The organism is Curtobacterium luteum (genome assembly GCF_014646995.1).
Taxonomy (GTDB): domain Bacteria; phylum Actinomycetota; class Actinomycetes; order Actinomycetales; family Microbacteriaceae; genus Curtobacterium; species Curtobacterium luteum.
Genome location: NZ_BMOI01000004.1, coordinates 196,700 through 223,132 on the forward strand (window position 1 = coordinate 196,700; position 26,433 = coordinate 223,132).

The following is a 26,433-nucleotide window of genomic DNA, read 5'->3' on the forward strand; positions in this document are numbered from 1 at the left end:
CCATGACGTCCCGCCGACGACGCCGCCGCACCAGCACCGTCTCCGTCCTCCTCGTCCTCGCCCTGGCGCTCGGTGGGTACACCCTGCACGCGGCTCTGGCCCCGTCGGACGGGTCGAGCGCCGCGACCGAGTCGAGCACCGGCGCGCACCCCACCGGCGGGGCGGACTCGACCGGCGGGGCGGACGCGACCGGCGGGGCTGACGCGACGGGCGGGGCGGAGCCGAGCCGTGCCTCCAGGCCGGATCCGGACACGACCGCGACGCTCCGCGCCCTCGCGAGCCTGCCCGTGAAGGGGAAGGCGCCGGCGACCGGCTACGACCGCACGGGCGACTTCGGGTCAGCGTGGCTCGACGTCGACCACAACGGGTGCGACACACGGAACGACGTCCTCGCGCGCGACCTCACCGGCATCGTGCGGCAGGGGCGGTGCACGGTCCTCACCGGGACGCTCGTGTCGCCGTACACCGGCGGCACGATCTCGTTCACCCGGGGGCAGACGACCTCGACCGAGGTGCAGATCGACCACGTCGTCGCGCTCGAGAACGCATGGCGGACCGGAGCGCAGCAGCTGCCGCATGCGACTCGAGAGGCCCTGGCGAACGACCCCGAGAACCTCTTCGCCGTCGACAGGCACTCGAACGCGCAGAAGCGCTCCGGTGACGCCACGACGTGGCTGCCCGCGGCGAAGGGGTTCCGCTGCACCTACATCGAGCACCAGGTCACGGTGAAGGCGCGGTACCACCTGTGGGTGACACCGGCCGAGCGGGATGCGATGGAACGGGTGCTCGACCGCTGCTGAGGGGGTGACGGGGCGATCCCTGTGGCATTTCCTGTTCGCGACGTGGCAGTTCCGGTGCGCTGACTCCGGGATTACCGCACCGGAACTGCCACTACGTGCTCATGACCCTCGGGCACTGCCACACGCGCGGGTCACGGCGTCGGCCCGACTGCCTAAAACAACAGGTGTAGCCTTACTCCCGATGCAGACGCATCGAATGGACTCGCTGCCCGCGCCGGGCGCGGACCTCGAGCCCTTCACCGTCGAAGACCTCAGGAGGTCCCTCCCATGCCCGACACCAGCGCTGTCACCGCCCGCTTCACCGACCGGGTCGTCCTCATCACCGGCGGTGGTTCCGGCCTCGGCCGCGCCACCGCGGTCCGACTCGCGTCCGAGGGTGCGAAGCTCTCGCTCGTCGACGTCTCCGCCGAGGGGCTCGAGGCCACCAAGGCTGCCGTGCTCGAGGCGGCTCCCGACACCGAGGTCCTGACCACCGTCGCCGACGTCTCGGACGAGGCCCAGGTCGACGCCTACGTGATCGACACGACCGAGCACTTCGGACGCATCGACGGGTTCTTCAACAACGCGGGCATCGAGGGCAAGCAGAACCCGACCGAGTCGTTCACGGCCGCCGAGTTCGACCGGGTGGTGTCCATCAACCTGCGGGGCGTCTTCCTCGGCCTCGAGAAGGTCCTCGCCGTCATGCGCGAGCAGGGCTCCGGCATGGTGGTGAACACCGCGAGCGTCGGCGGCATCCGGGGGATCGGCAACCAGTCCGGGTACGCGGCTGCGAAGCACGGCGTCGTCGGGCTCACCCGCAACTCGGCGGTCGAGTACGGGCAGTACGGCATCCGCATCAACGCCATCGCCCCGGGCGCGATCTGGACGCCGATGGTCGAGAACTCGATGAAGCAGCTCGACCCGGAGAACCCGCGGAAGGCCGCCGAGGAGTTCATCCAGGTGAATCCGACGAAGCGCTACGGCGAGGCACCGGAGATCGCCGCAGTGGTCGCCTTCCTGCTGTCGGACGACGCTTCCTACGTCAACGCCACGGTGGTGCCGATCGACGGTGGGCAATCGGCGAAGTACTGAGCTGCCCGCACGCACGGACCGACATCGGTGGGGGTCCGTGCCTGCGCCGCAAGCGTCACGACAGTGCTCACGGCGCCGGACCGCGAGCCGTCGCGAGCCGGGCGGCGAGCGCAGCCGACCTGATCCGCTGACCCTGCGACGCCCGCCCGGTCCGCGGGTCGAAGAGCACGCCCTCGTCCGTCAGCACACCGCGGACATCCCGCCCGTCGGCCGTCGACCACCGCGACGCGGGCGGGATCGTCCCCGGCGCGTGCAGCACGCGGTGCGCCCCCGGCACGAGCTCGGACGCGAGGTGCTGGCCGACCGGCACCGGATGGGTCCCGACCAGCGAGGCGAGGTCCCCGAACGACGTCCACCGGCCGGGCGGGACCGCGGCGATCGCCTCGTGCACCACCTCCCAGCGCGTGCCACTCGTCGACGCACCGGTGTCCGGACCGATCCACTCGGCGCAGATGCGGTCGGCGAGCCACCGCCCTCGCGCACGGATCTCCTCCGCTCCCCAGACCTCGTGTTCGGCGATCCGTCGGTTCATCTCGAAGCCGCTCACGGCGAACTCGGCCCGCTTCCACTCGAACGGCTGGTTCCCCAACTCCCCGTTCGAGCCGGTCAGCGTGAGGTTGCCGAGGGTGTGGACGAGCCGGTCGTGCACCTCGTCGACGGACTCCCCCGGCCGCAGACCCCGCTGCAGCGCGCTCCGCCAATCCGCGGACATCCGCTGCGGCAGGACGTGCTCGACCGTCGCCCGGCCGACGTCCACCGGCTCCCGCGGGCGGAGGGTCCGTTCGATCCACGCGAGGATGAGCTTCTGATGCGGCCGACGTCCCCGTAGGTAGTACGGCTCGTCGAGGACTGCCGCCCGCACCCGATCGTCGTCGATGAACTGCCGCCGTCCGGTCGACAGGGCGGCGCGCACGGTCGCCGCGTCCCCGATGCCCAGCACGCCGTCCGCCGCTGGCTGGTCGGGGTCCTCAAGGATCGAGCACGCGCGCAGTAGCGCACGGCTGGCTCCGTCGCCGGGCCGCCCGGCCACCGCCCGTCGCACGAGGAAGGACTCGACGACGCCCAGCGCCGCTGCGACCTCGGCTGAGTCGGAGTGGCCCGACGCTCGACGAGCGAGCAGTCGCAACGTGATCGGCACGGTGGTCGGCGATCCCCACTCCTGCAACCGCGTCAAGCGCTCGCGAACCGCTTCGTCGGGCTCGCGCTGCGGGTGCCGGACCACGGCGAGCAGTTCGGACAGGCGGGAGAAGCGCACGACCTCTGCCGTCACGGCCTGGTCATCGAGATCGGCGAGCCGGGCTTGCTGGAACGCGTGGATCTCCGACTGTTTCACCGCCGGGTTGGTGGCCACCGCATCGAGCCAGAACAGCAGCTCGAGGTCCTCGCTGCTCAGCCGCTCTTGCATCGGCAGCCACCACGACGCGTAGACGGCGGCGCCGTCCGGCCCGAGGCGCATGAACAGATGGTTCCGGATCAGGTCGCCCTGCGTGAGCTGCACACCCGTGTTGTTGATCGACTCGAAGATCCGGTAGACGTCGTCGTCACCCTTCGCCGTGATGGACACGAACGCCAGACCGCCCAGGACGGCGTCCCGGATGCGCTCGACGAAGTGCGGCTCGCCGACTTCGTCCGCTCCGTCCGCCGCGTCGAGCGCCTGTCGGAAGTCGTCGTACGCGGCTCGGACCGCGCTCTGCTCATCGGCTGCGACGCCGTCCACGACCGCGCAGTACGGTCCGCGGTCCGCCTGCGACGGGAGGAGCTTCAGTCGCTCGTCACCCGCCTTGTACCGGTCGGCGACGAACTGCTCGTGGATGCTCGCGGCGAGCATCGGCTCGTCCGGCCGGTGCGCTCGGAGGTGATCGCGCAGTGCGCACAGCAGGATCGACAGGGTCGTCAGCCGTTGCTGGCCGTCGACGACGAGGAACTCGACCCCGCTCGGCCCGATCCGTCCAGACGACAGGACGAGGGACCCCATGAAGTGCGTCGCTGCCGGGCTGGTCCGGCGGGTCCGTTCGAGCGCGAGGACGTCACGCCACAGCCGGGTCCGCTGTCGTCGACCCCAGGCGTACGGGCGCTGGTAGAGCGGCACGGCGTACTGCTTCGATCCCTCCAGCAGCTGCCGGATCGTCGTCTCCTGCACGTCCATGCCGGAACGGTAGGACGCGGAGCGAACCGCCGTGCGAGCGGCACCGGGACCTGTGGAGCGCGACCCGTGAGGTCGTCCCCGTGGAGGACAGGGCCACCGGGAGCGATGGTGCCAGCGGTGACGATGGCAGTTCCGGTGCTCCGGCCCCGACGATCGCGCACCGGAACTGTCACCGGTCGGTGAGAACTTGCCCGCGCGTCCCGGGCTCCACCAGCTCGATGAACCGCGACAACAACGACAGCCCCGCGATCGACGGCGGCAGCCCGGTCACCAACGCCGGCGAGTACACGAGGAACGCCGCCCACTTCGCCCGTGACAGCGCGACGTTCAGCCGGTTCGGCATGAGCAGGAAGTCGAGGCCGCGCGGGATGTCGGCCGCGCTCGACGCCGCGAGCGACACGATCGACACCACGGCCTCGCGCCCCTGGAACATGTCGACCGTCCCGACCTGGGTGCCGGTGAGTCCGGCGCGATCGAGTTCCTGCCGGATCAGCGCACCCTGCGCGTTGTACGGCGCGACGACGATGACGTCCTCGTCCGTGAGCTGCCGCGTCCCCGAGTCGTCCGCCCACGAACGACCGATGACGTCACGGGCGAGTGCGACGACCCGCGCGGCTTCCTCGGCGGACGACGTCGTGTTCCCCGCGTGCACGACCGGCTCCGGGTGCACGCCCGCGTCGATCCCGTCGAGGTGCCGCCCGGACGCCATCGACGACAACTGCCCGTCGTAGGAGAGCGACGACACCGATGCCGTCAGCGCAGGCTCCATCCGACGCGTGCGCGCAAGGAAGTACCCGAACTCGGACGGCAGTACGTGCTCGCCGTCCGTCAGCCACCCGAGGGCCGACACGTCCACCGGCTCCGGGTGCGAACCCTGCGACACCTGGGGCAACTGCTGCGGATCGCCGAGCAGGAGCAGGCGGGTCGCAGCGATCGAGGACGCGATCGTCGGCGCGAGCGAGAACTGCCCGGCCTCGTCGACGACGAGTAGGTCGAGGGAGCGCCGCGGGATCGTGGTCTCGTTCGCGAAGGTCCACGCGGTCCCGCCGACGACTCCCCCGGTGCCGGTCTCGGCGCAGGACGACAGGAACGCGGCGATCGCGGAGTTGTTCTTCACCGGGGTCCACGGCGCTGCCTCGACCTCATCGGCGTCCGCGCCCGACCGCGGCACCTTGACCACGCGGTCGGCGGGTACCCCGGCTGCGACGACCGCGGCAAGGAAGTTCTCCGAGGTCGCGTGCGACTGTCCGACGACGCCGACCCGCCACCCGTACTCGCGGACGAGCCTCGCGACGACGTTCGAACCGACGTACGTCTTGCCCGTCCCCGGAGGACCCTGGATCGCCAGGTACGACCGATCGAGCCCGAGCAGCGTCGTCACGACCGCGGGCACCGTGTCGTCGCCCTGCACGGGAGCGATCGCACCGCGCGGCGGCACCCGACGGAGCAGGTCGAACGCGGGGTCCGGCAGCATCGACGGCAGCGCGTCGAGGACCTCCTGGCCCCACTCGGCGATCGCCTCGGGCTGCGGCTTCGCACGGGGCGGCGCGGCGGGAGCCAGGGCGACCGGGAACCCGTCATGCGGCTCGCCGCCGCCCACGGGCAGGCTCTCCTTCACGAGCACCTCGAACGCGTCCCCGTTGCCGGCGGACGACGGCGCAGCGTCCAGCACGACGGCGCGAGCCGACGCACCCTTCGAACCCGGCGCCGGAGCGGTGATCGACGGCGGGAGCGGGTCGTCGTAGACGAGGTGGGGCGTGCCTCCAGGCCGGATCCGCGAGCCGGGCGCGAGCGTCCCCGACAACCGGATCTCTCGCGACTGCGACCGGGCGCGCGGCAGCGTGCCCCAGTCGCGCTCGACCGACGCGCGCTCGACGACGAGGACGTCGCGGGTGTCCGCCCAGTCGTCCACCGGGTTGCGGAGGCGGTCGAAGTGGTCCTGCCAGAAGGTCTTGGCCTCGCGCCGGTGGTAGTCGATCGCTGCCGCGGCGAGCGCCAGCGCGGTCTCGTCGGGGGTGCGCTCGAGCGCATCGACGTCCTCGATCGCCGCGGCGAGCGCCGTGTACACGGGGTCGGGCTCGCGCTCGACCGGGATGGGCGGCAGGAGCTCGACCTCGTCGACGACGGCTGCCGGTGCTGCCGTGCGCAACGACAGCAGCCAATCGCGGAGGCGCAGGGTCGAGCGGCAGTCGTAGGCGTTGTAGTCAGCGACCTCGTCGAGCATGTGCTGCCCAGCGGCAGGGTCGCCGTTCCGGAGTTCTTCGATCGCGTCGACGTAGGCCGTGATGCTGTCGGCGGCGTTCGTGACGTCGCTCTGCCGGAGGTCCGAGCCCATGTAGAGCGGCTCGAGCTTCTTGATCGAGTAGCTGTGGCTGCCGACGACGAGGGCCTTGCGCACGATCGGGTAGAGGTCGACGAGGACGCCCGCCCGCAGCAGGTCGTCGACCGCGTCCTCCCCCACCCCGTGCCGGGCGGCGAGGGACAGCAGGTGCGTCCGCTCGTACGCGGCGTAGTGGTAGACGTGCATGTCCGGGTACTGCGCACGCCGTTGCTCGACGAAGGCGAGGAAGTCCACCAGCGCCTGCCGCTCGTCGCGGAGCGTGTGCGCCCAGAACGCGGTGAACCGGGCCTCGGGGTCGACCAACCCGAAGAGGTAGTCGATCCCCCAGTGCTGGCCGTCCTCGGTGTAGAGCGGGTCACCCTCGAAGTCGAAGAACACGTCGCCCGCATCGGGCGCCGGGATCGCGGCGAGCGCGCGCGGGTCCGCCACCTCGAAGACCGGTGCGCGGCTCCCGCTGGTCTCCGATTCGACCTGGAGGCGCGCCTGACGCGTCAGGCGGTCTTGCGTCGATCTCGACATCGCGGGCACGGCCGTGGTTCGGTCCGCCAGGTCGTCGATCGTCCGCACCCCGGCGCGGATCAGCTTCGTCCGCTGATCGAGGCGCATGCCGGCGACGAGCACGAGGTCGCGATGCTCGGTGACCTGGGTCGTGCAGATCGGGCAGCGGCCGCAACTGCTGTAGCGCGGGTCTCCCCAGGCCAGCTCGTCGTCCGCCGCCATCCGCTCGGCGATCACACGCTGCAGCTCGGCCCGCTGGGTGCGGTACACCGGCGCGATGTCGGCGAGGTCGTGCGTGGTGGTCGTCCGGTCGCCGAGCACGAGGTGGACCTGCTCGCCGGTGGGGATGCCGTGCGCCTGCATCTGCTCGGCGTAGGCGGCGAGCTGCAGGAGCGCGCTGATCTTGGCGTGCCGGGCGAGCTTGGTGTCGTAGACCTCGTACTCGCCGGCGGCGTTGCGGATGATGAAGTCCGCGAAGCCGATGAAGCCCGGGCGGTCGGGGGCAGGAGTGCGGTGGAAGGTCGGCTGGTAGAGCACGTCGGCGCCGGCGCGCAGGGTGTCGAGCGCTGCCTGCGCCGCTGCCGCGTACCCGGTGGGCTCGGGCCGGTCGAACTCGACGACCACGTGCGACTGCTTGAGGATCGCGAGGTAGTCGAGCTCGTGCTGGTCGCCGAGACGTGCGGTCCGTTCGAGCATGTCGTCGTGGACCTCGGGCAGGGGTTCGCCACGACCGAGCTTGGCGTCGAGGCGTCGGAGGAACGCCCACTCGCACGCGGCCCACGTCGACAGGTCACTCGGGCTGAGCAGGACGCCGCCGTCGGTGGTGATCTGCATGCGGGTCCCCCGTTTCGTTGGTGCGCTGCGAGCCTAGGGGCGGCCGCCGACAACCCCGTCGTCGCCGTCCACCCGGACGAACCGCGGCCCCTCGTACCCGTCGCGCGACACCCAGGCGGTGAAGTCCGCGAGCGACCGTACCCAGTGCCCCCGTTCCCCGTACAGCGCCTGGTACACGACGACCGGCTCCTCGGTCTCGACGTCCTTCGCCACGAGGACCACCTCGTACTCGCCGCCCTTGAAGTGCCGGTAGCGCCCGGGCGTCACTGCCGACGCCGGTAGCAGCGACCCGAGCAACTCCGACACCCGCCGCTTGATGTCGTCCCGGATCGCTCGCACCTCGTCGAGGCCCTCGCCCGCGGGATCGGTCAGTTCCCAGTCCTCGTACCGCTTTCCCGGGAAGATCGGGCAGGCGTCGCCGCAGCCCATCGTGATCACCGCGTCCGAGTCCTTGACGTCAGCGGTCTGCAGCAGCTGCGGTACCGCGCCGGTGATGTCGATGCCCTCCTCGGCCATCGCCGCGACCGCCACCGGGTTGATCTGGGACCCGGGCTCGCTCCCGCCCGACAGCACCCGCACCCGGTCGCCGCCGAGCGCCCGCGCGTACCCGGCGGCCATCTGGGAGCGCCCGGCGTTGTGGACGCAGACGAACAGGATCGTGGGGACATCGTTCATGAGGACCAGCCTGCACCACGTCACACGGTGTCACCCACCGTCCGTGTGTCACCGGGTGGACGTACTGTCCTCCCATGACCGTCGTCACGGCTGTCGCCGTCCTCGTGGGAGTGCTCGCCGTCGCCACCGTGCTCGGCCTCGTCCTCCGGAGCCGGACCGGCCGCGCCCGCACGGTCAGCAGCGCGGGAGCGACGCCCGCCACGAGCCCCGTTTCCGACGAGACGCGCGCGACGAGCGCGAGCAGCACCACCGCGCATGGCATCGCTCCCGCCGAGGCCTTCGGCACCCGCGCCACCCTCGTCCAGTTCTCCACGCCGACCTGCGCGCGCTGCCCCGGCACCCGCCGCCAGCTCGACGCCCTCGCCGCCCAGCACGACGGCGTCGAACGTGTCGAGATCGACGTGGCCGAGCGCGCCGAGATCGCGACCCGCTACAACGTCCTGCAGACCCCGACGGTCCTGCTCGTCGACGCCGACCACACCGTCCGCACCCGCTTCGGCGGACCGCCACGCCCCGCCGAACTCTCCGCAGCACTCGCGACCGTCCTCCAGGAGGCACCCGCATGAGCGACACCACCACCGGCATCGACCCCCGTTCGCCGCGCTTCGGCGCGGCGATCACGACCGTTCTCCTCGCAGTGACGATCGTCCTCACGCTGATGCCCGCGACGTACGTCGCCGGCATCGTCCTGCTCGCCGTCATCGTCGTGCTCTTCGCCATCGGCGGGATCGGCGGTATCCGACGCCACCCCTACGGCGCGCTCTTCCGCCGCTTCGTCCGCCCGCGCCTGTCGCCGCCCTCCGAGCTCGAGGCTCCGGAGCCCCCGACCTTCGCCCAGCAGGTCGGCCTGTTCGTCACCGCCGTCGCCCTGCTCCTCGCCCTGGTCGGCGTCCCGTACGCCGCGCCGGTCGGCGCCGCTGTCGCCCTCGTCGCCGCGTTCCTCAACGCCGTCTTCGACGTCTGTATCGGCTGCATCCTCTACGTGTGGCTGGTCCGAGCGGGCGTCCTCCGTCCGCGACGCACCACCGCCTGACCGCCGGGAGGCACGACCCACCCCCGCAACGCACGCCGCGTGGGCGAGGCGCTCGGGCCTGGAGGCGCGACCCACCTGCGCGACGCATTGTGCGTCGGTGACGTGATCCGTGCCTCCCGGCCGACAGCGCGACCGGAGGACACTCCTCGTAGGGTGGGGCACATGGGGCACATGGGGGACTTCGGACGCATCGCCCGCCGCGCGCGGCGGCGGACCGTCCCGATCGCGCTCGGTGGGTTCGTCCTCGGTGCGGTGGTCGGGGTGATCATCACCAACGGCGACGACGTGCTGGCCCGGACCCTGACGATCATCGGATTCGGTCTCAGCTTCGGCGGACTGAGCGGGGCCGCGTCACTCCTCCCGACGACCTTCAAGCTCGGGCCGTCGATCCAGTCTCCCGCGCGGGGGCTCGACCGAGCCGAGCGGAGGGCGCTGCGCCGCACGGTGTTCTCTGCTCGCCCGCTCGGCGAGCCGGGCTCGGAGTTGGCGCGGCGAGCGGCCGACTGGGCGCGGGGTGCGTCGCTCTCGCTGCCCATCGTGCTGGGCCAGTTCCTGCTGCTCTACGCGGGCATCGCCGGGCCGCAGCTGCCGAGCCTCGTGCGCGACGACCCCTGGAGCGCCGGCATCGCACGCGGCCTCGTGTTCCTGCTCGCCGCGATGTCCATCGGCATCACGATCGTGTTCCGCCGGCAGATCCGCGGCGCGCGTCGCTACCTCGAAGCCGTCGGGAACCGATAGCCCGTGCCGTACGCCGATGCCCCCACCGTCCTCGTCCGGAAGTTCGCGACCTACCAGCCCGACCTCCCGCGGTCGGGGGCGTCCGACGTGATCCCGGGCTGGCCGCCGAGCGCCAGCCGACGGTCACCGCGCCGCCTCGAAGTGGGCGGGCGACTCACCCTCACGCCCGAGGTGCTGTGGTTCAGAGCGCTCCCCGTCACGATCGTGCGTGCGGACTTCGGGCTCCCCGTCGAGGAGATCGTGCGACTCGAGGACGTGTCGCACGGTGTGCGCAAGCTGGTCCGCGTGCGCCTACGGAGTGGGATCGAGCCGACGTTCCTGCTGTGGGGCGTCCCGCGCTTCATCGCGGCGGTCGAGCGGGCGCGCGCTGCGCTCTGAGACGGCGGCGTAGCGGGCAGTTTCGCGTCCTCGTCACCGTGTACCGTCGCTGCCTCCGTGGCCGCCCGAGGGAGTAATTTCCCTGCCCGCATCTCCGGCGCCGAAGAGTCCCCCCATCGAACCCTCCGACACCGGCGGCCGATCTGACCGCCCGGCCATGCCCGACCGCCAGCGCCTGATCAGTCGCACGCTCCTCGCGCCGCTCCGATGGCAGCGCGCCCACCTTCGGGGACGGCTTGGCAATCGGGGCACCAGAACTCGACGACGACTACGACGAACCCGCCGGCTTATTTCCGTCATCGATATCTGTCTCAACAGCGCGTCGAAAGGTACTACGGAAGGTCAGTCGGTCGCGGGTTCAAGGGGGTTCCGAGGTCCGGCACCTCCCCTGGCACGCAGTGTCCCCAGATGAGGAGGCTGGCAAAGTCCACGCCCGACTGGAACTCCAGGCCGAACCCGTCGGCCGCGGTCCCACCGTTGTAGCCGTTGGGGTACGAGACAACGGTTCGCGGCGGTCGCAGTGTGTCGTCGTGCTGCACCGGTACACCGCTCAGCCCCACCTCGGACCTCAGCGCCTCCGCAACATCCCGTGTCACATTGTCGGGCGCTGCAGGAAGTGAATGCTTGCGAATCGCAGTGAGGGAGAACTGGGCAGCGTTGCCGCGCCCGGATGAACAGTCGTTCCACCCAGATACGGTACCCTCCTCCCAGCCCGCCTCTCCGACGACGGACTTCACGGCTCGGAAGATACTCATGACGTTCTCGTGCGATTGTTCCGGAGTCATCGAAGTTTCCTTACTCGCAGGGGCGTGAGGGCCGGTGGCGGCGCAAGCGGTCAGAAGGAGCGCCGCGCTGGCGAATAACGCTCCCCCGACAAGGCGGTCAGAGCGTCGGGTCACCGGTGAGTCCTGTCTGCCATTCGTACATGAACCAATCCTCTTTCGTTTGCTGCCGCATCCGATCGAAGGGCTTACCGGCCTCGGGGACCTGATCGCCCAATCCCATCGTTGCTTTCGCGGCGTAGTACTGCGCGGTCGTGTTGTTGTCGAAGTACGAGTACCGTCCGTGCTCGTTGCCTTCTCGGCCGTCGTACGAGCCGTGATGGGTGATGCCGTGAAGTAGATCTCCACCGGCCCTTCGTGTCTCCGAGCTGAAGTCATGAGCACCCCAGGTCGGGTCCGTCGGATCCTGCCGACCCGACAGGTGCTGCCCGGTGATCGCCCACCCGTCCCTCGCGCTCTGGCTCGCGAAGACCTCGCCTTTCGGAACCTCCAAAGTGTCCGCGTTCGGCGCCACGTCCGTAATCCCGGCGGATCCGAAAAGCACGGCATGATCAGCATGGGTCTTCGTCAGGGCGATCGTTGTCACATTCGTGCCGTAGGAATGCGCGACAACAGACAAGTCCGCATCCTTCCCGGACGCCGCACGGGCGGCATCGAAGCCGCTCAAGTCGGCCACGAGTGTTTCGGCTCCGACATGTGCGCGCTCGTTCGCCACAACTGAAGCGAACGACAGGTCATCGGCCATCGGTCCGTGGTACCCGATCCAGGACACGACCGCGACGTCATCAGGAAGAACACCGCCCGCCGCAGCCTGCCGACTGCGCATGCCGTCGGCGATCAGCGCATAATTGCTTACAGTCCCGTCTTGATAGGTCGCAGTGTTCATCCCGGGCACGATGTACGTCACGTGGCTCGCGAAGTCCATGTCGCCCGAGACGATCTGGGCCAGCGGCGGCCTGTCGTCAACGAGCGATATGAGAGAGACCGACTTTGTATCCAGCGTCGTCTGGATGTTGGCATACCCGTCGCGCTGCCGCTCCCACACCTGGAGCTGCGCCCGCGCCGACGCAGCGGCGGCGGGACTGCCCGCCCCGTCCAACTGCTTCGCCCAGTACGACGTCTTCCTCTTCGCCTCAGCGAGCTTGTCCGCGAGCACCGCGGTGTTCGCCCGTGCCCGAGCCCAATACGAGACGCCGTTCAGAGTCCCGAGCACCGCCGGGACCGCCGCCACGAATGCGTCCTGCTCGGCGGAGTGCGCACCACGAGGGCCGGACATCGCCGACCACCACGTGGCCACGTCCTTCGCGTCCATCCGCGCCAGGCGAGCGGTCGTTGTCGGATCGTCCCGCAGCGCCGCGATCGACTCCTTGTCGAGCGTGCCGAGCCACGTGAGGAACTGCCCGTCACTCATCCTCCCCACGGCGGCCGCAGACTGCAGCTTGCCGACGACCTCCGGTGCTTCCAGAGCAGCGGCAACACGTCGGTCGGCAGCCTCTCGCCGCGTCACCAGCTCGTCCCACTGCGTCGACAACCGCCCCTGCAGCCCAGCGAGGCCCGCCGCTCCGGCCTGCAGCTGACGCAGTCTCGTCGTGTCCGACTCCACGGCATCCGCGCTCTGCACGGTCGCGGTGGCGGCTTGGATCGCGCGGGCATTCGCGGCGATGTCATCGGCCGCGTTCTGCTGCGCAGTCCGTACCCGTTGCGCTTCGTCCTGGATCTGCTGCACCTCGCGTGCGTACGTGTCCAGTGCCGAGGCCGCCTGATCGAGCCGAGCCGCGACACGTTGCGCACTCTCGGGTACCGTCGCCGCGACCGCGACGAACCGCTCCTGCGCCTTCCCGCGCCACCCGGACTGCGCCGCCTCCGCAGCGTCCACCACGTGCCGGGTCCCCGCCCGGACAGCATCGGCGTGAGCCGTGTGCAGGCGTGCGAGACGACGGATGGCATCCGGGTCGCCCACGGTCGGATCGAGTGTCACTGGAGCTTCACCGCCAGACCCGCGTCCGTATGCTCCAGCACCGCGAGTGCGTCCTGCACGAAGCGGCTCAACGTGTCCGCGTCCTCGCGGAGCGAGCGGACCATCGCGTCCAGTGCCCGCGCCGAGGACGCGAACGCCGACGCCACGAGGTCGGAGCCGAAGCATCCGCCACCAGCCCGCGAAAGCGCCCGTTCCGAGCCGAACTCCGCCCCCGCGGACTTCGCCATCGATGCAACCGAACGCATCACCGGCGCTTCGATCGTCAGATCTCCCACGACTGCTCCCTCCACGTTCCTGGCGAGGAGCATATCTGATACTTCTCGTGTGGAAATCAGATATCGCAGATCTGTGGGGAGCACGACCGGAGGTCGGTCAGCCATCGAGGGTCGGCCTGGAGGCGCGGCTCACCCCCGCCACGCACCACCGGTGCCGGAGAGTCCCCCCATCGAACCCTCCGACACCGGCAGCCAGTCGGGGCAGCCGGCCACGCGAGGTCGCCAGCGCGCGGTCAGACGGCCGCTGATCGAGGGTCGAGCGCCTGCTCGCTCAGCGCAACGAGGTCGCCCGCGCGGAGTCGCGGCCAGCCGTGCAGCAGCTCACGCCACTCGCCCGGGAGCGCACTCGCTCCGTAGAGCGCGCCCGCGAGGCCACCCGCGATCGCCGCCACCGTGTCCGTGTCGTTCCCGGTGCGGACCGCGCGGACGAGGGCGTCCTCGAGGCCCGTGCTCCGCCTGACCGCCGCGTACGCAGCCTGGAACGCCGACACCACCCAGCCGTTCGAGTCCGTGAAGTCGACCGGCTCCGAGTGCTCCGCCGTCACGATCCGGTCGACCCAGATCCGCCGCTTGTCGAGGTCGAGCAGGTCGAGGCCGGCCATGACATCGAGCTCGCCCGTGAGGACCGCCTTCCGGATCGCTACACACCAGAGCACGCATGCGTCACCCGCGTCGGACTCGTAGTGTGTGAGGTCGCTGATGGCCCGCGCGGCCTCCGCCAACCGGGGCTCCTCGTCGACCGTTCCCGTCAGGTAGCCGAGCACCAGCGGCGCCGTCCGCATGAGCGAGCCGTTCCCCGCCGAACGCCCTCGGAACTCGTGTTCCTGCCGGGCCGCGGCCCGCGCGCTCACGGCGGTACGGGCCTCCAGGCCGGTCAAGACGTTGCGCGTCTGGATGCCGACGTCGGGCGCGGTCCGTGCCCAGTCTGCCCAGGCTGCCACCAGGCCGTCGAGGGCGACCTCGCTGGCAGGGTCGCCGCCGCGAGCGAGGGTGCGGAGGATCGGGACGGCCATGCTCGTGTCGTCGGTCCACTCCCCCGGCGCCCAGCCGAAGGAGCCGCCGCCGGCCATCCGGATCGGGGTGGGTTCGGGGACGGCGGGGCGGAACTCGTAGCCGGCGCCGAGGGCGTCGCCGGCGGCGGAGCCGAGGACGGCGCCGATCGCGCGGTCGCGGGTGCTGGTGTTCATGGCCGCCTGCCTTCCGTCGAAGTTTACGCAGGTTTGCGCTAACTGAGTCTCACTGTTCCATGTCATCTAGGTTTGCGCAAGTGTGCGTAAACTCGGCGTCGTGACATTGTCTGCGTACCGCGATCCTTCCGGCAAGCGCCTGGTCGACTACCCGCGGCCCTCGGTGGCTGTGGACACAGCGGTCCTGACCGTGCCTGTGGGGGAACCACTGTCGGTACTGCAGGTGCGCGATGCCGTCGACGGGGACTGGCGACTGCCGGGGACGTTCGTGCACGAGGGCGAGCGACTGGCCTCGGCAGTGTTGCGATCGCTGTCGGACAAGGCGGGCGTGACCGGGCTGGCACCGTCGCAGTTGCACGTGTTCGACGATCCCTCACGGGACAGTCGGGGGTGGGTGTTGTCGGTGGCGCACCTCGACACGGTGCCCTTCTCGCAGTTGTCTCCTGGTCTGGACGGGTCGCGGGCGCGCCTCGTCCCGGTCGACGACGCGACGGGGATGGTGCACGGGCACGACGAGATCGTGCAGTTCGCGGTGGCCTCGTTGCGGGCCGCGTACGCCGCGACTCCCGATCCGCGCGGCCTCGTGGCGGAGCCGTTCACGATGACCGAACTGCGGCGGGTGCACGAAGCCGTGGCGGGACGGGCGTTGCAGCCGGACTCGTTCCGGAGGGCGATGCTGCTGGGGCTCGTGGCGACGGAGGAGAAGCGGGCGGAGGGGCCGGGGAAGCCGGCGGGGATGTACCGGCGGCACGATCGTCGGTAGCGATCTCGTTCCTGCACAGTCAGGTCGTTCGGCCGCTTCACCACAACCCGACGGCACCGCTCGTCGGACGCGCTCCCGTGCGACGACACTGCTCGTGATGGAGCACTGGGATGCGGACGATGCTCGACGGCGGCACATGGCGCGCTTCGGCCGACGGGACACAGCGCCCGAGTTCGCCCTGCGGCGTGAACTCCACCGCCGCGGGCGACGCTTCTTCGTGGACCGCCAGGTGAGCAAACAGTGTCGGGTGCGGCCCGACCTGGTCTTCCCGCGCGCACGCGTAGCCGTGTTCGTCGACGGGTGTTTCTGGCACTACTGCGAGGAGCACGCGCACCTCCCGAAGGCGAACGCCGAGCTCTGGCGTCGGAAGCTGCTGGCGAATCGTCGGCGGGACGCGCAGAACGAGGCGATCCTCGTGTCCGAGGGATGGCGGGTGCTGCGGTTCTGGGAGCACGAGAACCCGAGTCCCGCGGCGGACGAGATCGAGGGAGTTCTCGTTCACCGGAGCGCCGTGGTCCACCAACAGCAACCGCGATTCCACGCGCCGCGGGCCGCTCCCGCAGCGTCTCGACCAGAATCCGAACGAGGGGTGCCGCGTCTTGGCAACGAATGGCAAAACGGCGAAATGATGGATTGATCACGTGAAGCACCAGTAGCTTTCCGGCATGACGATCACGTCCCCCTCCCGGCCGATGCGATCCACGCGCGCTCTTGTGCAGAGCCTCGAGCATTCTCGACGGTCTTCCCGGACGGGTTCGCACAACGACGACCTGTACGTGGCGGCACCGACCGCCCATGGATGGACCGCCCGACATGTCGACGCAGAGCTCCTGGTCATCGTCAACGGAGAAGTCGGGGAGACACCGAGGTTCGAACTCAGCGCCGATGCGGCGGCACGCACTTGGCGAACAGAGTTCCGGAGTCGTGCCGAGGTCCTCTCCGTTGTGGAGTCGTTGCGCAGTTCACAACGGGTTCGTGAAGACCAGCTGGACCTGGCTCGTCGAGTGACGGCCTCCGTTCCGCGGCACGGAACGCAGACCGATCTCCAACGCGCGCTCGAACGGGCGGGTCTCGCGCGGTACGTCACGGCCAGCGCCACACGGACTCTTCGGTCTGCCTTGGAGCATGCGCTCCTGATGGCGGCCTCGAGCAAGTTGGATCACGCATCCCTCGCGATGGGATCGGCACTGGGAGCGGCGTTCGACGGGCTGGCGGCGCGAGACGGACAGATCTGGCCGGACGACCGTTGGCGGCTGGAACGCCTCTCATGCGCATCGCGGTCCCTCGGCCTGGCTGGGACGACGCTCGACGAAGCCACCTCGTTGCTGCTCTTCCGCCGTTGCGCCGGCAGTGCGACGGACACTTGGTTCGGTCGCGCGTCGGCACTCGCGCACCGTTCGCTCGTCATCCTCGAGGAACACGATGGCTGAGCGGGATCGAGCACCCTTCCTGTCCGAGCGCGATGCTGAGGACGCAGCGTCGAGCGTCGGCACCGGCGCGATCGCCATCATCCGTTGTCCGGCCGGTCTCGTGCTCCACCTCCGTGATGACGATCCGCGGATATCCAACCCGGGGACCTGGTCGCTCTTCGGCGGCGCGAGTGACTCGGGCGAATCACCTCGCCAGACCATCGCGCGGGAGCTCGAGGAGGAACTGGGAATCACGCCCGAGGTCGGGCCCGCGATCGGCAGGGTCGTCGACCGAGAGGGCGATCGCCGACTGCTGTGGCTGTTCGAGGTGGAGACCACCGTGTTCCCCGAGCAGATGACGCTGCTCGAAGGGCAGGCGGTCGACGCCTTCGACATCGAGTCTGCTCTCGGGCTCGATCTGGCACCGCTGGCTCGACGCGTGCTCGGAGCGAGCGGCCTCGGAGCGGAGACGGCGAAGAACAGCGGAGCTCATGACGCCGCTTGATCCCCCCGCAGAGTTCAGCTACATGGCCAGCATCGGCGCCGCGGATCGCGTCTGGGAGGACCTGGTCGCCACCGTGCCGTCACGCTTGCTCCCGCGTCTCAGCCAACTCGTCTTCGCCCTCATCAAGCCCGATGCGATCGCGATGGGTGTACACCAGTTGATCCTCGACAGCATCGTCGACCGTGGGTGGCGGTTGATGTCCGCGAAGGCGATCAGCGCTCCCCAGGCGGGAGCGTTCGAGAGCCTGTACGCCTTCAACCTCACAGCGCGGAACGAGCAGAACCAACTGGGCGTCTGGTGGCTGAACTCGAAGCTCTACACGGCGGGCCCGAGCATCGCTCTGCTGCTCCAGGTACCCAACCATGCTCCTCACGAGGAGGTGTCCAAGTGGAAGGGCCCTTCGGACCCCATGCTCGCGGTCCCAGGTCAGGTCCGGCACGACGCGAGGGGTTCGAACACCGCGATGAACCTCGTCCACGCCGCCGACGGGCCCATCTCGACAGCTCGCGAGTACCTGATCTTCCACGATCTCGGAGAACTGGTGCACGCGTTGCAAGCATCAGCGGAGCGGGCTCCCGACGCAGTTCCGGACCACGAGCTCGAACACGCACTGTGCCTCGCCCGGCCGACGCACCGTGCCCTCGATCTCCCTTCGGCCGTCATCCGATCGAAGCTCCTCCTGGAGGCCCACGGTGCCGACGGCGCCAGGGCTGTGCCGGCCCGTGTGCAGCGCCACGTCGACTTCCTGATGTCGGAAGCTCCGCCCGAGGAGCGCTGGCGGGACTTCTGTCGCCTCCTGCGCACAGAACGCAGGTCCAAACGGCCGAGGCAATCGCGGGGTACGGATCGCGCGCTCGAGATCCTCGCCGACCCGAGCAACTACTCGCACGGAGCAGCCGTGAGTGTGATCGCCGCGCTGACCGAAGCAGGCGTAGCGGTCGACGTCTGGGATCGGCTCGCGCTCGAGACCGGCATGCACTACGCACCGGATGAGGTGTCGGACTGATGTGCGGCATCGTGGGGATCGCTCGCCGAGGGGCCCCGGCCGATGTGGCCGCGCTGCACCGGATGGCGTCAGCGCAGGCACACCGAGGACCGGACGGCACAGGCTTCGAGCTCTCCGACGCTGGCGGTGTCGCACTCGGGATGAACCTGCTGTCCATCGTGGGCGCGACTGCGCCGGGACCGTACCGGTCCCGGCACTCGGGGGCCGTGCTCACGTTCAACGGCGAGATCTACAACTGGCGAGAGCTCGCCCAGCGCTGGCATCTGCCGATCCTCCCCGACGAGAGCGATGCACACCTCCTCCTCCGCGCCTGGGACCGTTTCGGTTCCCGCTGCCTGGGCGAGCTGGACGGGATGTTCGCCTTCGCCGTGCACGAACCGAGGACGGAACGTCTCGTGCTCGTGCGGGACCGGCTCGGCGAGAAGCCGCTGTACGTCCACCGGAAGGGAGGTGACGTCCACTTCGCATCCGAGGTGAAGGCCATCTCGGCAGCTGTTCCCTTGACCTGGGTGTTTCCCGACGAGTGGCACAGCGCGGAGACGCCGCTCGGAACCGACACCCCGTACGAGGACCTCGAACTGATCGCGCCCGGGAAGATGGTCGCACTCGACCTCCGCACCTGGTCCTGGTCCGAACGGACCTGGTGGGACCTCGGGGACGAGAGTCCGGCGGCGGCGCCGTCCGGACCCCAGCTCGTCGAGCGCTTCAGCGAGATCACCATGAGGTCACTCGAAAGCCGCCGCGGACCGGGCGATCAAGCCCTGCTGCTGAGCGGCGGCCTCGACTCCGCCGTCATTGCACGTGTCCTCCGCCCCGAAGTCTTGGTGACGGTCCGCTACCCCGGGCACGCTCGGTACGACGAACTCGGACGCGCCGAAGAAGTCGCCGCGTCCATCGGTCGTGAACTGATCGTGGTCGAGCCGACCGAGGACGACCTCGTCGACAGCATCGACCACATCGTCGCCTCGCTCGACTACCCCGTCGGCAACGCGAGTCTCCTCTCGGAGTTCATGCTGTACAGGCGGATCGGCGAGCTCGGCATCCGCGTCGTGCACGGCGGGATCGGCCCAGACGAGTTCCTGCTCGGCTACACGCGGCACGCACTCGCCGCACAGTGCGTGACAGCCGCCTCTGCAGCCCGGTTCGGGGCGTACGAACCCCTGGCGCGGCGGTTCGCGACCAGCGCGGACCTCAGCGGCTCGATCGCAGAACGCTACTACCGGGGGATCCTCCGTGGATCGGATCCTTCGGGCGTACTGCACCGTTTGGTGCACGAGCGGTTCGCCGAGGAAGCCGACGTGGGTCGAGCGCTCACGAAGGTCGACCTCGCGAGCGCGTTCCCACCCCTGTTGCTCTCCGCGGACAAACTGTCATCCGCGTTCGGGCTCGAGCGTCGCTCCCCCTTCCTCGCACACCGTTGGGCGCAGCTCTGCTTCTCGCTCCCGATGGAGCTCAAGTGCCCGACCGATGCGAAGGCCCCAACGAAGGTTCTGCTCCGCCAGTTCGCCGAAACGGTCGGCGTTCCCCGGAGCGTGATCGACGATCACGACAAACGGGGGTTCGCATCTCCGGTCCCGGTCTGGTTGACGACGACCCTCCGCGCGTGGGCACATTCGAGGACATCGCCCACGTCGTGGTCGACAGCTCCCGCTCGCCAGCTCGACCCAGGCGACTCGGACCCATACGACCGGAGCCGCTTCATGAACCTCATGATCTCGATCTGGCGGGAGACGACCCCGTGAAAGGAACGACACCGTGTCCACGACCATGACTCCCGAAGCACTCGCGATCCTGTGGGTGGCCGCGGCCTCGCAGCGGTCGACGGACCCGTTCCCGGACGGCGTCGCTGTCGAACCGTTCGTTGAGCTGCTCCGCGAGCACAAGCTGTCGTCGACGGCTCTCCGGCGCTGTCATCCGACCATCCCGACCTCGGTCTCGCGGGCTGTGGAGGAGCTCGGTACCGAGACCGAGGCGCATGCGATCGCCATCCAGCGCGACATCCGTACCCTCGACGCCGAGCTCGTCGACTTCGCCGATCGCTTCGGGCCGGTCGTCTACCTGAAGGGGCACAGTGCGCAGCTGCACACACGAGGGTGTCACCGGACCCACCGTCCGACGACGGACATCGATCTGCTCGCTTCGGATCCGGAGGCGCTGCAAGCGGAGTTGATGCGTCTGGGCTACCGCTCCGGCAAGCCGGGGATCAGCCATGAGCTCAGCGCGCTGCACCACGATGAGCGGGTCGACATCGACCTGCATCGCTACTTCCCCTCCTGGTCCTACCCGATGGGCGTGAACGGCCAGAGCAACGGACCCTCCACCCAGCTGGCTCGCGTCCGAACCTCCCGTGTCAGCTACGAGATGCTGGCGCAGTCCTCGATCGTCCACCCGGACGCGCCCGCGGGGAACGTTCGTCTGACCGGCTTGGAAGAGACCACGCTGCTCACCGCGCTGCACGCGTTCAAGGACTACGTCGAGGCGTCCTTCACACACGGGCGCAGGAAGATCACGCTCCTCGAGGTGCTCGAGTTCGGCGAGCTCCTCAGCGCCCCGGACTTCGATGAGCCCCGCTTCCGCGCCCTCACTGACGCGACGGCGGGGAACGACGCCGTGGACTTCGTGCACGAGATGCTCCGGCAACTGCGGGCCCCCGAGACGACCGGCTTCCGACGGTCGTTTCCGCGAGAGATCGCCCGGGGCGTCCTCTCCGAGGGGCGCGAGCCGCTCGGAACCCTCGTGCAGATGCGGTCCTTCTACCGCCAGTTGAGCACGGAGCGCCCGACGGACACATGGCCGCTCCTCTCCTCGGACGGCCTCGCGCTCACCGACGACCACGGAACGGCGCTGCGATGCTGGCCCGACCACCCGTCGGCTCAGACCGCGCACGAGGTCACGTTGCGTTGGTCGACGGGCGAACCGGTCCTCAGCGTGCGCTGTCGTGCCGCCGTGTCGAGCCTCCACTACTTCGTGCACGTGGCACTCGGCTTCGCGGACCGGTACGAGAAGATCTCGCTGGACCTCGTCAACGACGACGTCATCCTGACGAAGAACGGGGTCGCGTCCTCGGGCACACTCCACGCCGATGAGACCGGATGGACAGCGACCTTCACCTTGGACACGTCCGCACGCCCCATCGACGAACCCGTCGTGGTGCATAGCTACCAGTTCCTCCAGCCCATCGATGACGACTGGAACCACCTCTACGACGACGCTCTGGTCTCCACGTCGATCCCGTGCTGGCTGTCCACCTCACCGGCCGCAGGTGGCGATGGCTGATCGGCCGCGCACCGGACGGGTGGCTGCGGTGTTCCCTGCGCTCGCGGTGCGGAACTACCGATGGTTCGTTGCGTGCAACCTCGTCGGGAACAGTGCGACGTGGATGCAGCGTGTGGCGCTCGACTGGGCGGTGCTCGAGGCGTCCGGAAGCGCGGTGCTGGTGGGGATCGCGACGATGCTCCAGTTCGGCCCGCTCCTCGTGTTCGGGCTGCTCGGAGGGGCAGTGGTGGACCGGTTCTCACGACGGTCGCTCCTCGTCCTGACCCAGGGGATCGCTTCGGCACTCTCCGTCGTCCTCGGGATCCTCCACCTCTCCGGGGCAGCGACTCTCCCGGTCCTCCTGGTCGCGAGCGCGGCACGCGGTCTCCTCACCGTCGTGGACAACCCGGCGAGGCACGCGATCGTCGGGGATCTGGTGGGGAGGGATCTCATGCCGGCGGCCATCAGCCTGAACGCGTCGGTCTTCCAGCTGGGCAGGCTGATCGGCCCGGTCCTCAGCGGTGCGGCGATCGCGTCCATCGGAGCTGGATGGTCCTTCGTGGCCAACGGTGTCGCGTGTGCGCTGATGGTGATCGGACTCCTCCGCTCGCGTCCTGACGAGATGTTCGAGGAGCCCCGTTCCGCGAGTGACGACGGGATCGGACAGGGTCTCGCCACGGTCAGAGCGATCCCTCTGGTCGGCTGGACGATCATGCTCGTCGGGATCGTGTCGGTGTCGGCCCTCAACCTGCCCGTGCTCCTGACTTCGCTCGCGAGGGAGTCACCGGGGACGGGCGCTCTCGACTACGGGCTGTTCACGACGCTCTGTGCCGTCGGAGCACTCATCGGGGCAGTCCTCCTCGCACATCGACCGTTCGTCTCGTTCACGCGCGTGGTCGGAGCTGCCGCGGTCCTCGGCGTCGTCCAGACGCTCCTCGCCCTACCCGACCAACTCGTCACCGCAGCTTGCCTCGTCGGAGTGGGGTTCTTCGGGCAGACGTTCCTCACGAGTTCCAACGCGTTCGTGCAGCGCTCTGTCCCTTCCGCGACCCGAGGCCGGGTCATGGCCCTGTACCTGATGCTCCTCCTCGGGGGCCAGGCGCTCGGCGGTCCGCTCGCTGGTCTCGTGGTCGAGCACCTCGGCCTGCGACAAGCCATCGCTGCTTCGGGACTGGCAGCCCTGACCGCAGCGCTCGCGACCGCGATGGTCGTCCGATCGGGCCGGGGGCCGGTCGTGTCTGAGGACACCGGCCCGCGATCCGCCGTCGAGCGGTGACCCCGGTGAACTCTGGCGCTCTCGGCCTCCGTGCTGCCAGCGAACGCCGACCAGCCCCCAGAACGGGTGCTGCCTTGACGGTTGCTCAGGAGCGAGGATGGTTCGGTACCGGAACGTTCGGGGAGGGCGCCGGTGTGACCAGGACACTCCTCAGGGGAGCACCATCGTGACCATCGCCGGTACCTCGGCCGGGGCCGAAGCCCGACGACTCCGCAGCCGTGCGGACGAACACCGGCGGCAGGCTGACGAAGCCGAGCAGCAGGCGGGGCGCTACGAGATCGCCGAGCGCACCGAGGCCGAGACCGCACGGTTCCTCGCCCCACTCGCCGGCATCGGCTACCACCTCCTCGCGGACCGGCGGTGGCCCGGGAGCAAGCACGCCCAGGTCGACATGATCGTCGTCGGCAGCGCCGGGGTCTTCATCGTCGACACGAAGGCGTGGCGCGAAGTCTCGGTCCACGGCGATCGCATCCACCGCGGGCAGGAGGACGTCACCGACGACATCGCCCGTCTCGCGGACCTCGTGTACGGAGCGGAGGCGGCCCTCGCCGAGATCGGTCTCCCGCCGGGCGAAGTCCACGCGGTCGTCGCACTCGCCGACCAGCGCCGGATGCACGCGCACGTCGCCTCGGTCGACGTCATCGGGGTCCACGACCTCGTCGGTCACATCACGAAGCGCAACGCGCGGTTGTCCCCCGCCCGCGTCGACCAGGTGCTCGCCGCTGTGATGGCCCACTTCCCCGTCATCGACGGCGCCCAGTCCCCCGAGCAGCAGCTGATCGTCCCGGAGCCGGTCCTCCCCCGCCAGGACCTGCCTCGACCTGTCGAATTCGACGACGCCGAGCTTGCCCGACAGCTCCTCGACGGCGTCCTCGAGGCCCCCATCGAGGAGTGGATGGCCTTCCTCGACCCCTCGCAGGCGAAGCTCGTCCGCCGCAACTTCAACGGCCCGGCACGCCTCCGCGGGGCCGCCGGCACCGGCAAGACCGTCGTCGGCATCCACCGTGCCGCCTACCTCGCCCGCGCGGGTACCGGTCGCGTGCTGTTCGCCACCTACATCGGCACGCTCCCGAAGGTGCTGGCGTCGCTCTTCGAGCGCCACGCGCCCGAGCTGGTCGACCGCGTCGACTTCGTCGGCGTCCACCAGTTCGCCACGCGTCTGCTCAAGCAGCGTGGCATCCGGTTCCGTGTCGACGAACGGGAGGCGCGGCTCGCGTTCGACGACGCATGGAACGCGATCGGGGCCTCCAGTCCGCTGCGCGCGGCGCGCTTCACGCGCCGCTACTGGGAAGACGAGATCAAGCACGTCATCAAGGGGCGGGGCCTGACCCGCTTCGACCAGTACGCGGATCTTGCCCGTGTCGGGCGCAAGCACGGCCTGCCCATCGAGGTCCGGCAGGCAGTCTGGGACCTGCACGCTGCCTACGACCGCGGCCTCCGGGAGCGCGGCCTCACCGACTGGGAGGACGTCGTCCTGCTCGCCCGCGATGCACTCCGCGAGCGACCGCTCGCAGGCTACGACGCGGTCATCGTCGACGAGGCGCAGGACCTGTCGTGCGCGATGGTGTCGCTGCTGCACTCGCTCGTCGGGGATCGACCTGACGGGCTGACGTTGATCGGCGACGGACAGCAGACGATCTACCCGGGCGGGTACACGCTCGGAGAGGTCGGGATCAGCCTCGCGGGACGTGGTGTCGTGCTCGACGTGAACCACCGGAACACGGCGCAGATCCTCGACTTCGCGAAGCAGATGGTCGCGGACGACCAGTTCGTCGACATCGAGGGCCTGGACGGCGCTGGCGACGCAGTGTCCGCCGTCACGCGGAACGGGCCCACGCCCGTCGTCCACCGCGCTGCCGGGCGCGCCGACCACGATGCGGCGATGCTCGCTCGGCTGACGGAGGTGCTGCGACTCGTCGGGACCTCGCGCGGCGACGTCGGGATCCTGACCGCGACGAATCCGCAGGCAGACGACGTCATGACCGTGCTCCGCGCGGCCGGCGTTCCCTTCGTGTCACTCAAGGACTACAGCGGGAAGGCGGTCGACGCGGTGAAGGTCGGCACCGTCAAGCGGGCGAAGGGTCTCGAGTTCAAGCAGGTGCTGCTCGCGCACGTTCGGGGGCGACTGCTCGCCGACGCGCCTGTATCGGTGAGTGAGGCCGATCGGGAGCGGCGAGAGCTCGAGCGCCGGGAGTTGTACGTGGGGATGACGCGCGCGAGGGACGGGCTGTGGGTCGGGACGAATGCTCGCTGACTACTGCCGCTGACCCCCTTTGGCGACAACACATGTCCAACCGCTCTTGATGAGCACTGAACAAGGAACTGAGATGCCTTTCCCTCTCGACGACATGCTTGTCGTCGGTGTCGCCTCGAGCGCGCTGTTCGACCTGTCCGATTCGGACAAGATCTTCCGCGAGTACGGGGAGGACGAGTACCGGAAGCACCAGGAGGAGCACATCGACGACACGCTCCTCCCGGGTGTCGCGTTCCCGTTCATCCGCCGCCTGCTGTCCCTCAACGACCTCGGCCCGGACGGTGTGCAGCTGGTCGAAGTGATCATCCTTTCTCGCAACGACCCGGAGACGGGACTCCGGGTCATGCGGTCGCTCCAAGCGCACGGCCTGGCGATCTCGAGGGCGATCTTCATGCAGGGCCGGTCGTCGCACGAATACATGGGAGCGCTCAACATGTCGTTATTCCTCTCCGCGAACGACGACGACGTACGAGCCGCGATCCACCATGGCCTGCCTGCTGGTCGCGTTATCGGCACGCCGGCTGAGGATGCAGCCGGTCGTGATCTGCGCATCGCGTTCGACTTTGATGGCGTCCTCACGGATGACTCATCCGAGCGCATCATGCAGTCTTCCGACCTTCCGACGTTCCATGAGAACGAGGCTTCCCACGTCGAGGAAGCGATGCCGGAAGGATTGATGGCGCAGTTCCTACGCGGGATCAATCGCATCCAGGACATCGAGGAGGACCTGGTCCGGACCGACCCGACCTACAACCGTCGCGTGCACGTCGCGATCGTGACCGCACGGAATGCCCCAGCGCACGAACGAGTCGTCCGAACTCTCCAGGGCTGGGGGCTCCGAGTGAACGATGCGTTCTTCCTGGGTGGTGTCGAAAAGGCACGCGTCTTGCAGGTCCTTCGCCCACACATCTTCTTCGATGATCAGATGGACCACCTACGCGGCGCAGCGAACGATGTCCCGAGTGTCCACGTCCCGTTCGGGGTCGTCAACGCAGCGGACGGGGCGTCCTCCGACGCGGCGGTCGACACGCAACAGCCGCCGGCCAGCGAGCCGCAGGACCAGTCCGACGACTCCGCCAGCTAGTCTCGATCTCGCTCCAACCCGGCCTTCGAGCCCGCACCGCAAGGGGAACCGCATCATGGCGATGTCCATCCACGATCTGCTCGACGTCTACACGACCATCGCTCCGGACAAGCGCACCAAGGGCGGGACTGCTGCAGGTTGAGTT

23 protein-coding genes and 1 pseudogene are annotated in these 26,433 nt (G+C 69.4%); 16 read left to right on the forward strand and 8 right to left on the reverse strand.

Translation table 11 applies throughout. The features are described 5' to 3' along the window. Nucleotides 1-2 precede the first annotated feature (2 nt). Nucleotides 3-800, forward strand: coding sequence for an HNH endonuclease family protein (locus IEY20_RS06770; protein ID WP_175329591.1), 798 nt, complete (start codon nucleotides 3-5; stop codon nucleotides 798-800). A 267-nt stretch (nucleotides 801-1,067) separates the two neighbouring features. Next, nucleotides 1,068-1,871 (forward strand): SDR family oxidoreductase, encoded by an 804-nt coding sequence (locus tag IEY20_RS06775; RefSeq protein ID WP_022904672.1) that lies wholly within the window; start codon nucleotides 1,068-1,070, stop codon nucleotides 1,869-1,871. Between the two features lie 67 nt (nucleotides 1,872-1,938). Here the strand turns inward: IEY20_RS06775 and IEY20_RS06780 are convergent, their stop codons facing one another. The 4 genes and pseudogenes from IEY20_RS06780 to IEY20_RS17070 form a co-directional block, all read right to left on the reverse strand. Then, the gene (locus tag IEY20_RS06780) at nucleotides 1,939-4,017 is read right to left on the reverse strand and encodes a DUF262 domain-containing protein (protein ID WP_175329590.1); all 2,079 of its coding nucleotides are present in this window, start codon (nucleotides 4,015-4,017) and stop codon (nucleotides 1,939-1,941) included. A gap of 169 nt (nucleotides 4,018-4,186) precedes the next feature. Then, nucleotides 4,187-7,690 carry a TM0106 family RecB-like putative nuclease gene (locus IEY20_RS06785; protein WP_188888991.1) on the reverse strand — a complete coding sequence of 1,168 codons (3,504 nt, stop codon included), beginning with the start codon at nucleotides 7,688-7,690 and terminating at the stop codon, nucleotides 4,187-4,189. A 33-nt stretch (nucleotides 7,691-7,723) separates the two neighbouring features. Then, nucleotides 7,724-7,957: a DUF1653 domain-containing protein gene (locus IEY20_RS17065; RefSeq protein WP_175329663.1), complete on the reverse strand. Its 234-nt coding sequence runs from the start codon at nucleotides 7,955-7,957 to the stop codon at nucleotides 7,724-7,726. A gap of 6 nt (nucleotides 7,958-7,963) precedes the next feature. Beyond that, a pseudogene (locus IEY20_RS17070) lies at nucleotides 7,964-8,365 on the reverse strand (arsenate reductase ArsC); the annotation flags it as partial. Nucleotides 8,366-8,439: 74 nt separating this feature from the next. On the opposite strand from IEY20_RS17070, the gene IEY20_RS06795 reads away from it, so the two are divergent. The 4 genes from IEY20_RS06795 to IEY20_RS06810 all read left to right on the forward strand — a co-directional run bounded on the left by IEY20_RS06795 (nucleotide 8,440) and on the right by IEY20_RS06810 (nucleotide 10,514). Beyond that, entirely contained in the window at nucleotides 8,440-8,931 is a 492-nt protein-coding gene (locus IEY20_RS06795; protein WP_175329588.1) for a TlpA family protein disulfide reductase, read from the forward strand. Then, entirely contained in the window at nucleotides 8,928-9,398 is a 471-nt protein-coding gene (locus tag IEY20_RS06800) for a DUF4395 domain-containing protein (RefSeq protein WP_175329587.1), read from the forward strand. The genes IEY20_RS06795 and IEY20_RS06800 overlap by 4 nt, the downstream gene beginning before the upstream one ends. A 162-nt stretch (nucleotides 9,399-9,560) precedes the next feature. Further along, nucleotides 9,561-10,136, forward strand: a complete 576-nt coding sequence (locus IEY20_RS06805) for a hypothetical protein (RefSeq protein WP_175329586.1) — start codon at nucleotides 9,561-9,563, stop codon at nucleotides 10,134-10,136. A 3-nt stretch (nucleotides 10,137-10,139) separates the two neighbouring features. Further along, on the forward strand, nucleotides 10,140-10,514 hold the full coding sequence (locus IEY20_RS06810) for a hypothetical protein (RefSeq protein WP_175329585.1): 375 nt from the start codon (nucleotides 10,140-10,142) through the stop codon (nucleotides 10,512-10,514). A 332-nt stretch (nucleotides 10,515-10,846) separates the two neighbouring features. Here the strand turns inward: IEY20_RS06810 and IEY20_RS06815 are convergent, their stop codons facing one another. The 4 genes from IEY20_RS06815 to IEY20_RS06830 all read right to left on the reverse strand — a co-directional run bounded on the left by IEY20_RS06815 (nucleotide 10,847) and on the right by IEY20_RS06830 (nucleotide 14,736). Then, nucleotides 10,847-11,269, reverse strand: a complete 423-nt coding sequence (locus IEY20_RS06815; RefSeq protein ID WP_083882157.1) for a hypothetical protein — start codon at nucleotides 11,267-11,269, stop codon at nucleotides 10,847-10,849. Nucleotides 11,270-11,396: 127 nt separating this feature from the next. After that, nucleotides 11,397-13,274: an alpha/beta hydrolase gene (locus tag IEY20_RS06820; protein ID WP_188888995.1), complete on the reverse strand. Its 1,878-nt coding sequence runs from the start codon at nucleotides 13,272-13,274 to the stop codon at nucleotides 11,397-11,399. Beyond that, nucleotides 13,271-13,501 carry a hypothetical protein gene (locus tag IEY20_RS06825; protein WP_188888997.1) on the reverse strand — a complete coding sequence of 77 codons (231 nt, stop codon included), beginning with the start codon at nucleotides 13,499-13,501 and terminating at the stop codon, nucleotides 13,271-13,273. The genes IEY20_RS06820 and IEY20_RS06825 overlap by 4 nt, the downstream gene beginning before the upstream one ends. Before the next feature lie 281 nt (nucleotides 13,502-13,782). Next, nucleotides 13,783-14,736 carry an ADP-ribosylglycohydrolase family protein gene (locus IEY20_RS06830; RefSeq protein ID WP_175329582.1) on the reverse strand — a complete coding sequence of 318 codons (954 nt, stop codon included), beginning with the start codon at nucleotides 14,734-14,736 and terminating at the stop codon, nucleotides 13,783-13,785. 100 nt (nucleotides 14,737-14,836) lie between these two features. Between IEY20_RS06830 and IEY20_RS06835 the strand changes: the two genes are divergently transcribed. From IEY20_RS06835 to IEY20_RS06880, 10 genes are all read left to right on the forward strand, one after another. After that, nucleotides 14,837-15,499 carry an NUDIX hydrolase gene (locus IEY20_RS06835; RefSeq protein WP_175329581.1) on the forward strand — a complete coding sequence of 221 codons (663 nt, stop codon included), beginning with the start codon at nucleotides 14,837-14,839 and terminating at the stop codon, nucleotides 15,497-15,499. Nucleotides 15,500-15,596: 97 nt separating this feature from the next. Then, entirely contained in the window at nucleotides 15,597-16,136 is a 540-nt protein-coding gene (gene vsr / locus IEY20_RS06840) for a DNA mismatch endonuclease Vsr (RefSeq protein WP_175329580.1), read from the forward strand. Nucleotides 16,137-16,164: 28 nt separating this feature from the next. Next, on the forward strand, nucleotides 16,165-16,929 hold the full coding sequence (locus tag IEY20_RS06845; RefSeq protein WP_175329579.1) for a hypothetical protein: 765 nt from the start codon (nucleotides 16,165-16,167) through the stop codon (nucleotides 16,927-16,929). Beyond that, entirely contained in the window at nucleotides 16,922-17,413 is a 492-nt protein-coding gene (locus tag IEY20_RS06850) for an NUDIX domain-containing protein (protein ID WP_049976604.1), read from the forward strand. Before IEY20_RS06845 ends, IEY20_RS06850 begins: the two co-directional genes overlap by 8 nt. A gap of 22 nt (nucleotides 17,414-17,435) precedes the next feature. Then, nucleotides 17,436-18,419: a nucleoside-diphosphate kinase gene (locus tag IEY20_RS06855; RefSeq protein WP_175329578.1), complete on the forward strand. Its 984-nt coding sequence runs from the start codon at nucleotides 17,436-17,438 to the stop codon at nucleotides 18,417-18,419. After that, nucleotides 18,419-20,161: an asparagine synthetase B family protein gene (locus IEY20_RS06860; RefSeq protein ID WP_504739293.1), complete on the forward strand. Its 1,743-nt coding sequence runs from the start codon at nucleotides 18,419-18,421 to the stop codon at nucleotides 20,159-20,161. Before IEY20_RS06855 ends, IEY20_RS06860 begins: the two co-directional genes overlap by 1 nt. A 13-nt stretch (nucleotides 20,162-20,174) precedes the next feature. Next, nucleotides 20,175-21,695, forward strand: coding sequence for a nucleotidyltransferase family protein (locus IEY20_RS06865; RefSeq protein WP_175329576.1), 1,521 nt, complete (start codon nucleotides 20,175-20,177; stop codon nucleotides 21,693-21,695). Beyond that, nucleotides 21,688-22,950 carry an MFS transporter gene (locus IEY20_RS06870; RefSeq protein WP_175329575.1) on the forward strand — a complete coding sequence of 421 codons (1,263 nt, stop codon included), beginning with the start codon at nucleotides 21,688-21,690 and terminating at the stop codon, nucleotides 22,948-22,950. Before IEY20_RS06865 ends, IEY20_RS06870 begins: the two co-directional genes overlap by 8 nt. Before the next feature lie 166 nt (nucleotides 22,951-23,116). Continuing rightward, complete coding sequence (locus tag IEY20_RS06875; RefSeq protein ID WP_204620499.1) at nucleotides 23,117-25,204, forward strand: nuclease-related domain-containing DEAD/DEAH box helicase; 2,088 nt, start codon at nucleotides 23,117-23,119, stop codon at nucleotides 25,202-25,204. Nucleotides 25,205-25,277: 73 nt separating this feature from the next. Further along, on the forward strand, nucleotides 25,278-26,288 hold the full coding sequence (locus tag IEY20_RS06880; RefSeq protein WP_175329573.1) for a 5'-nucleotidase: 1,011 nt from the start codon (nucleotides 25,278-25,280) through the stop codon (nucleotides 26,286-26,288). Nucleotides 26,289-26,433 lie beyond the last annotated feature (145 nt).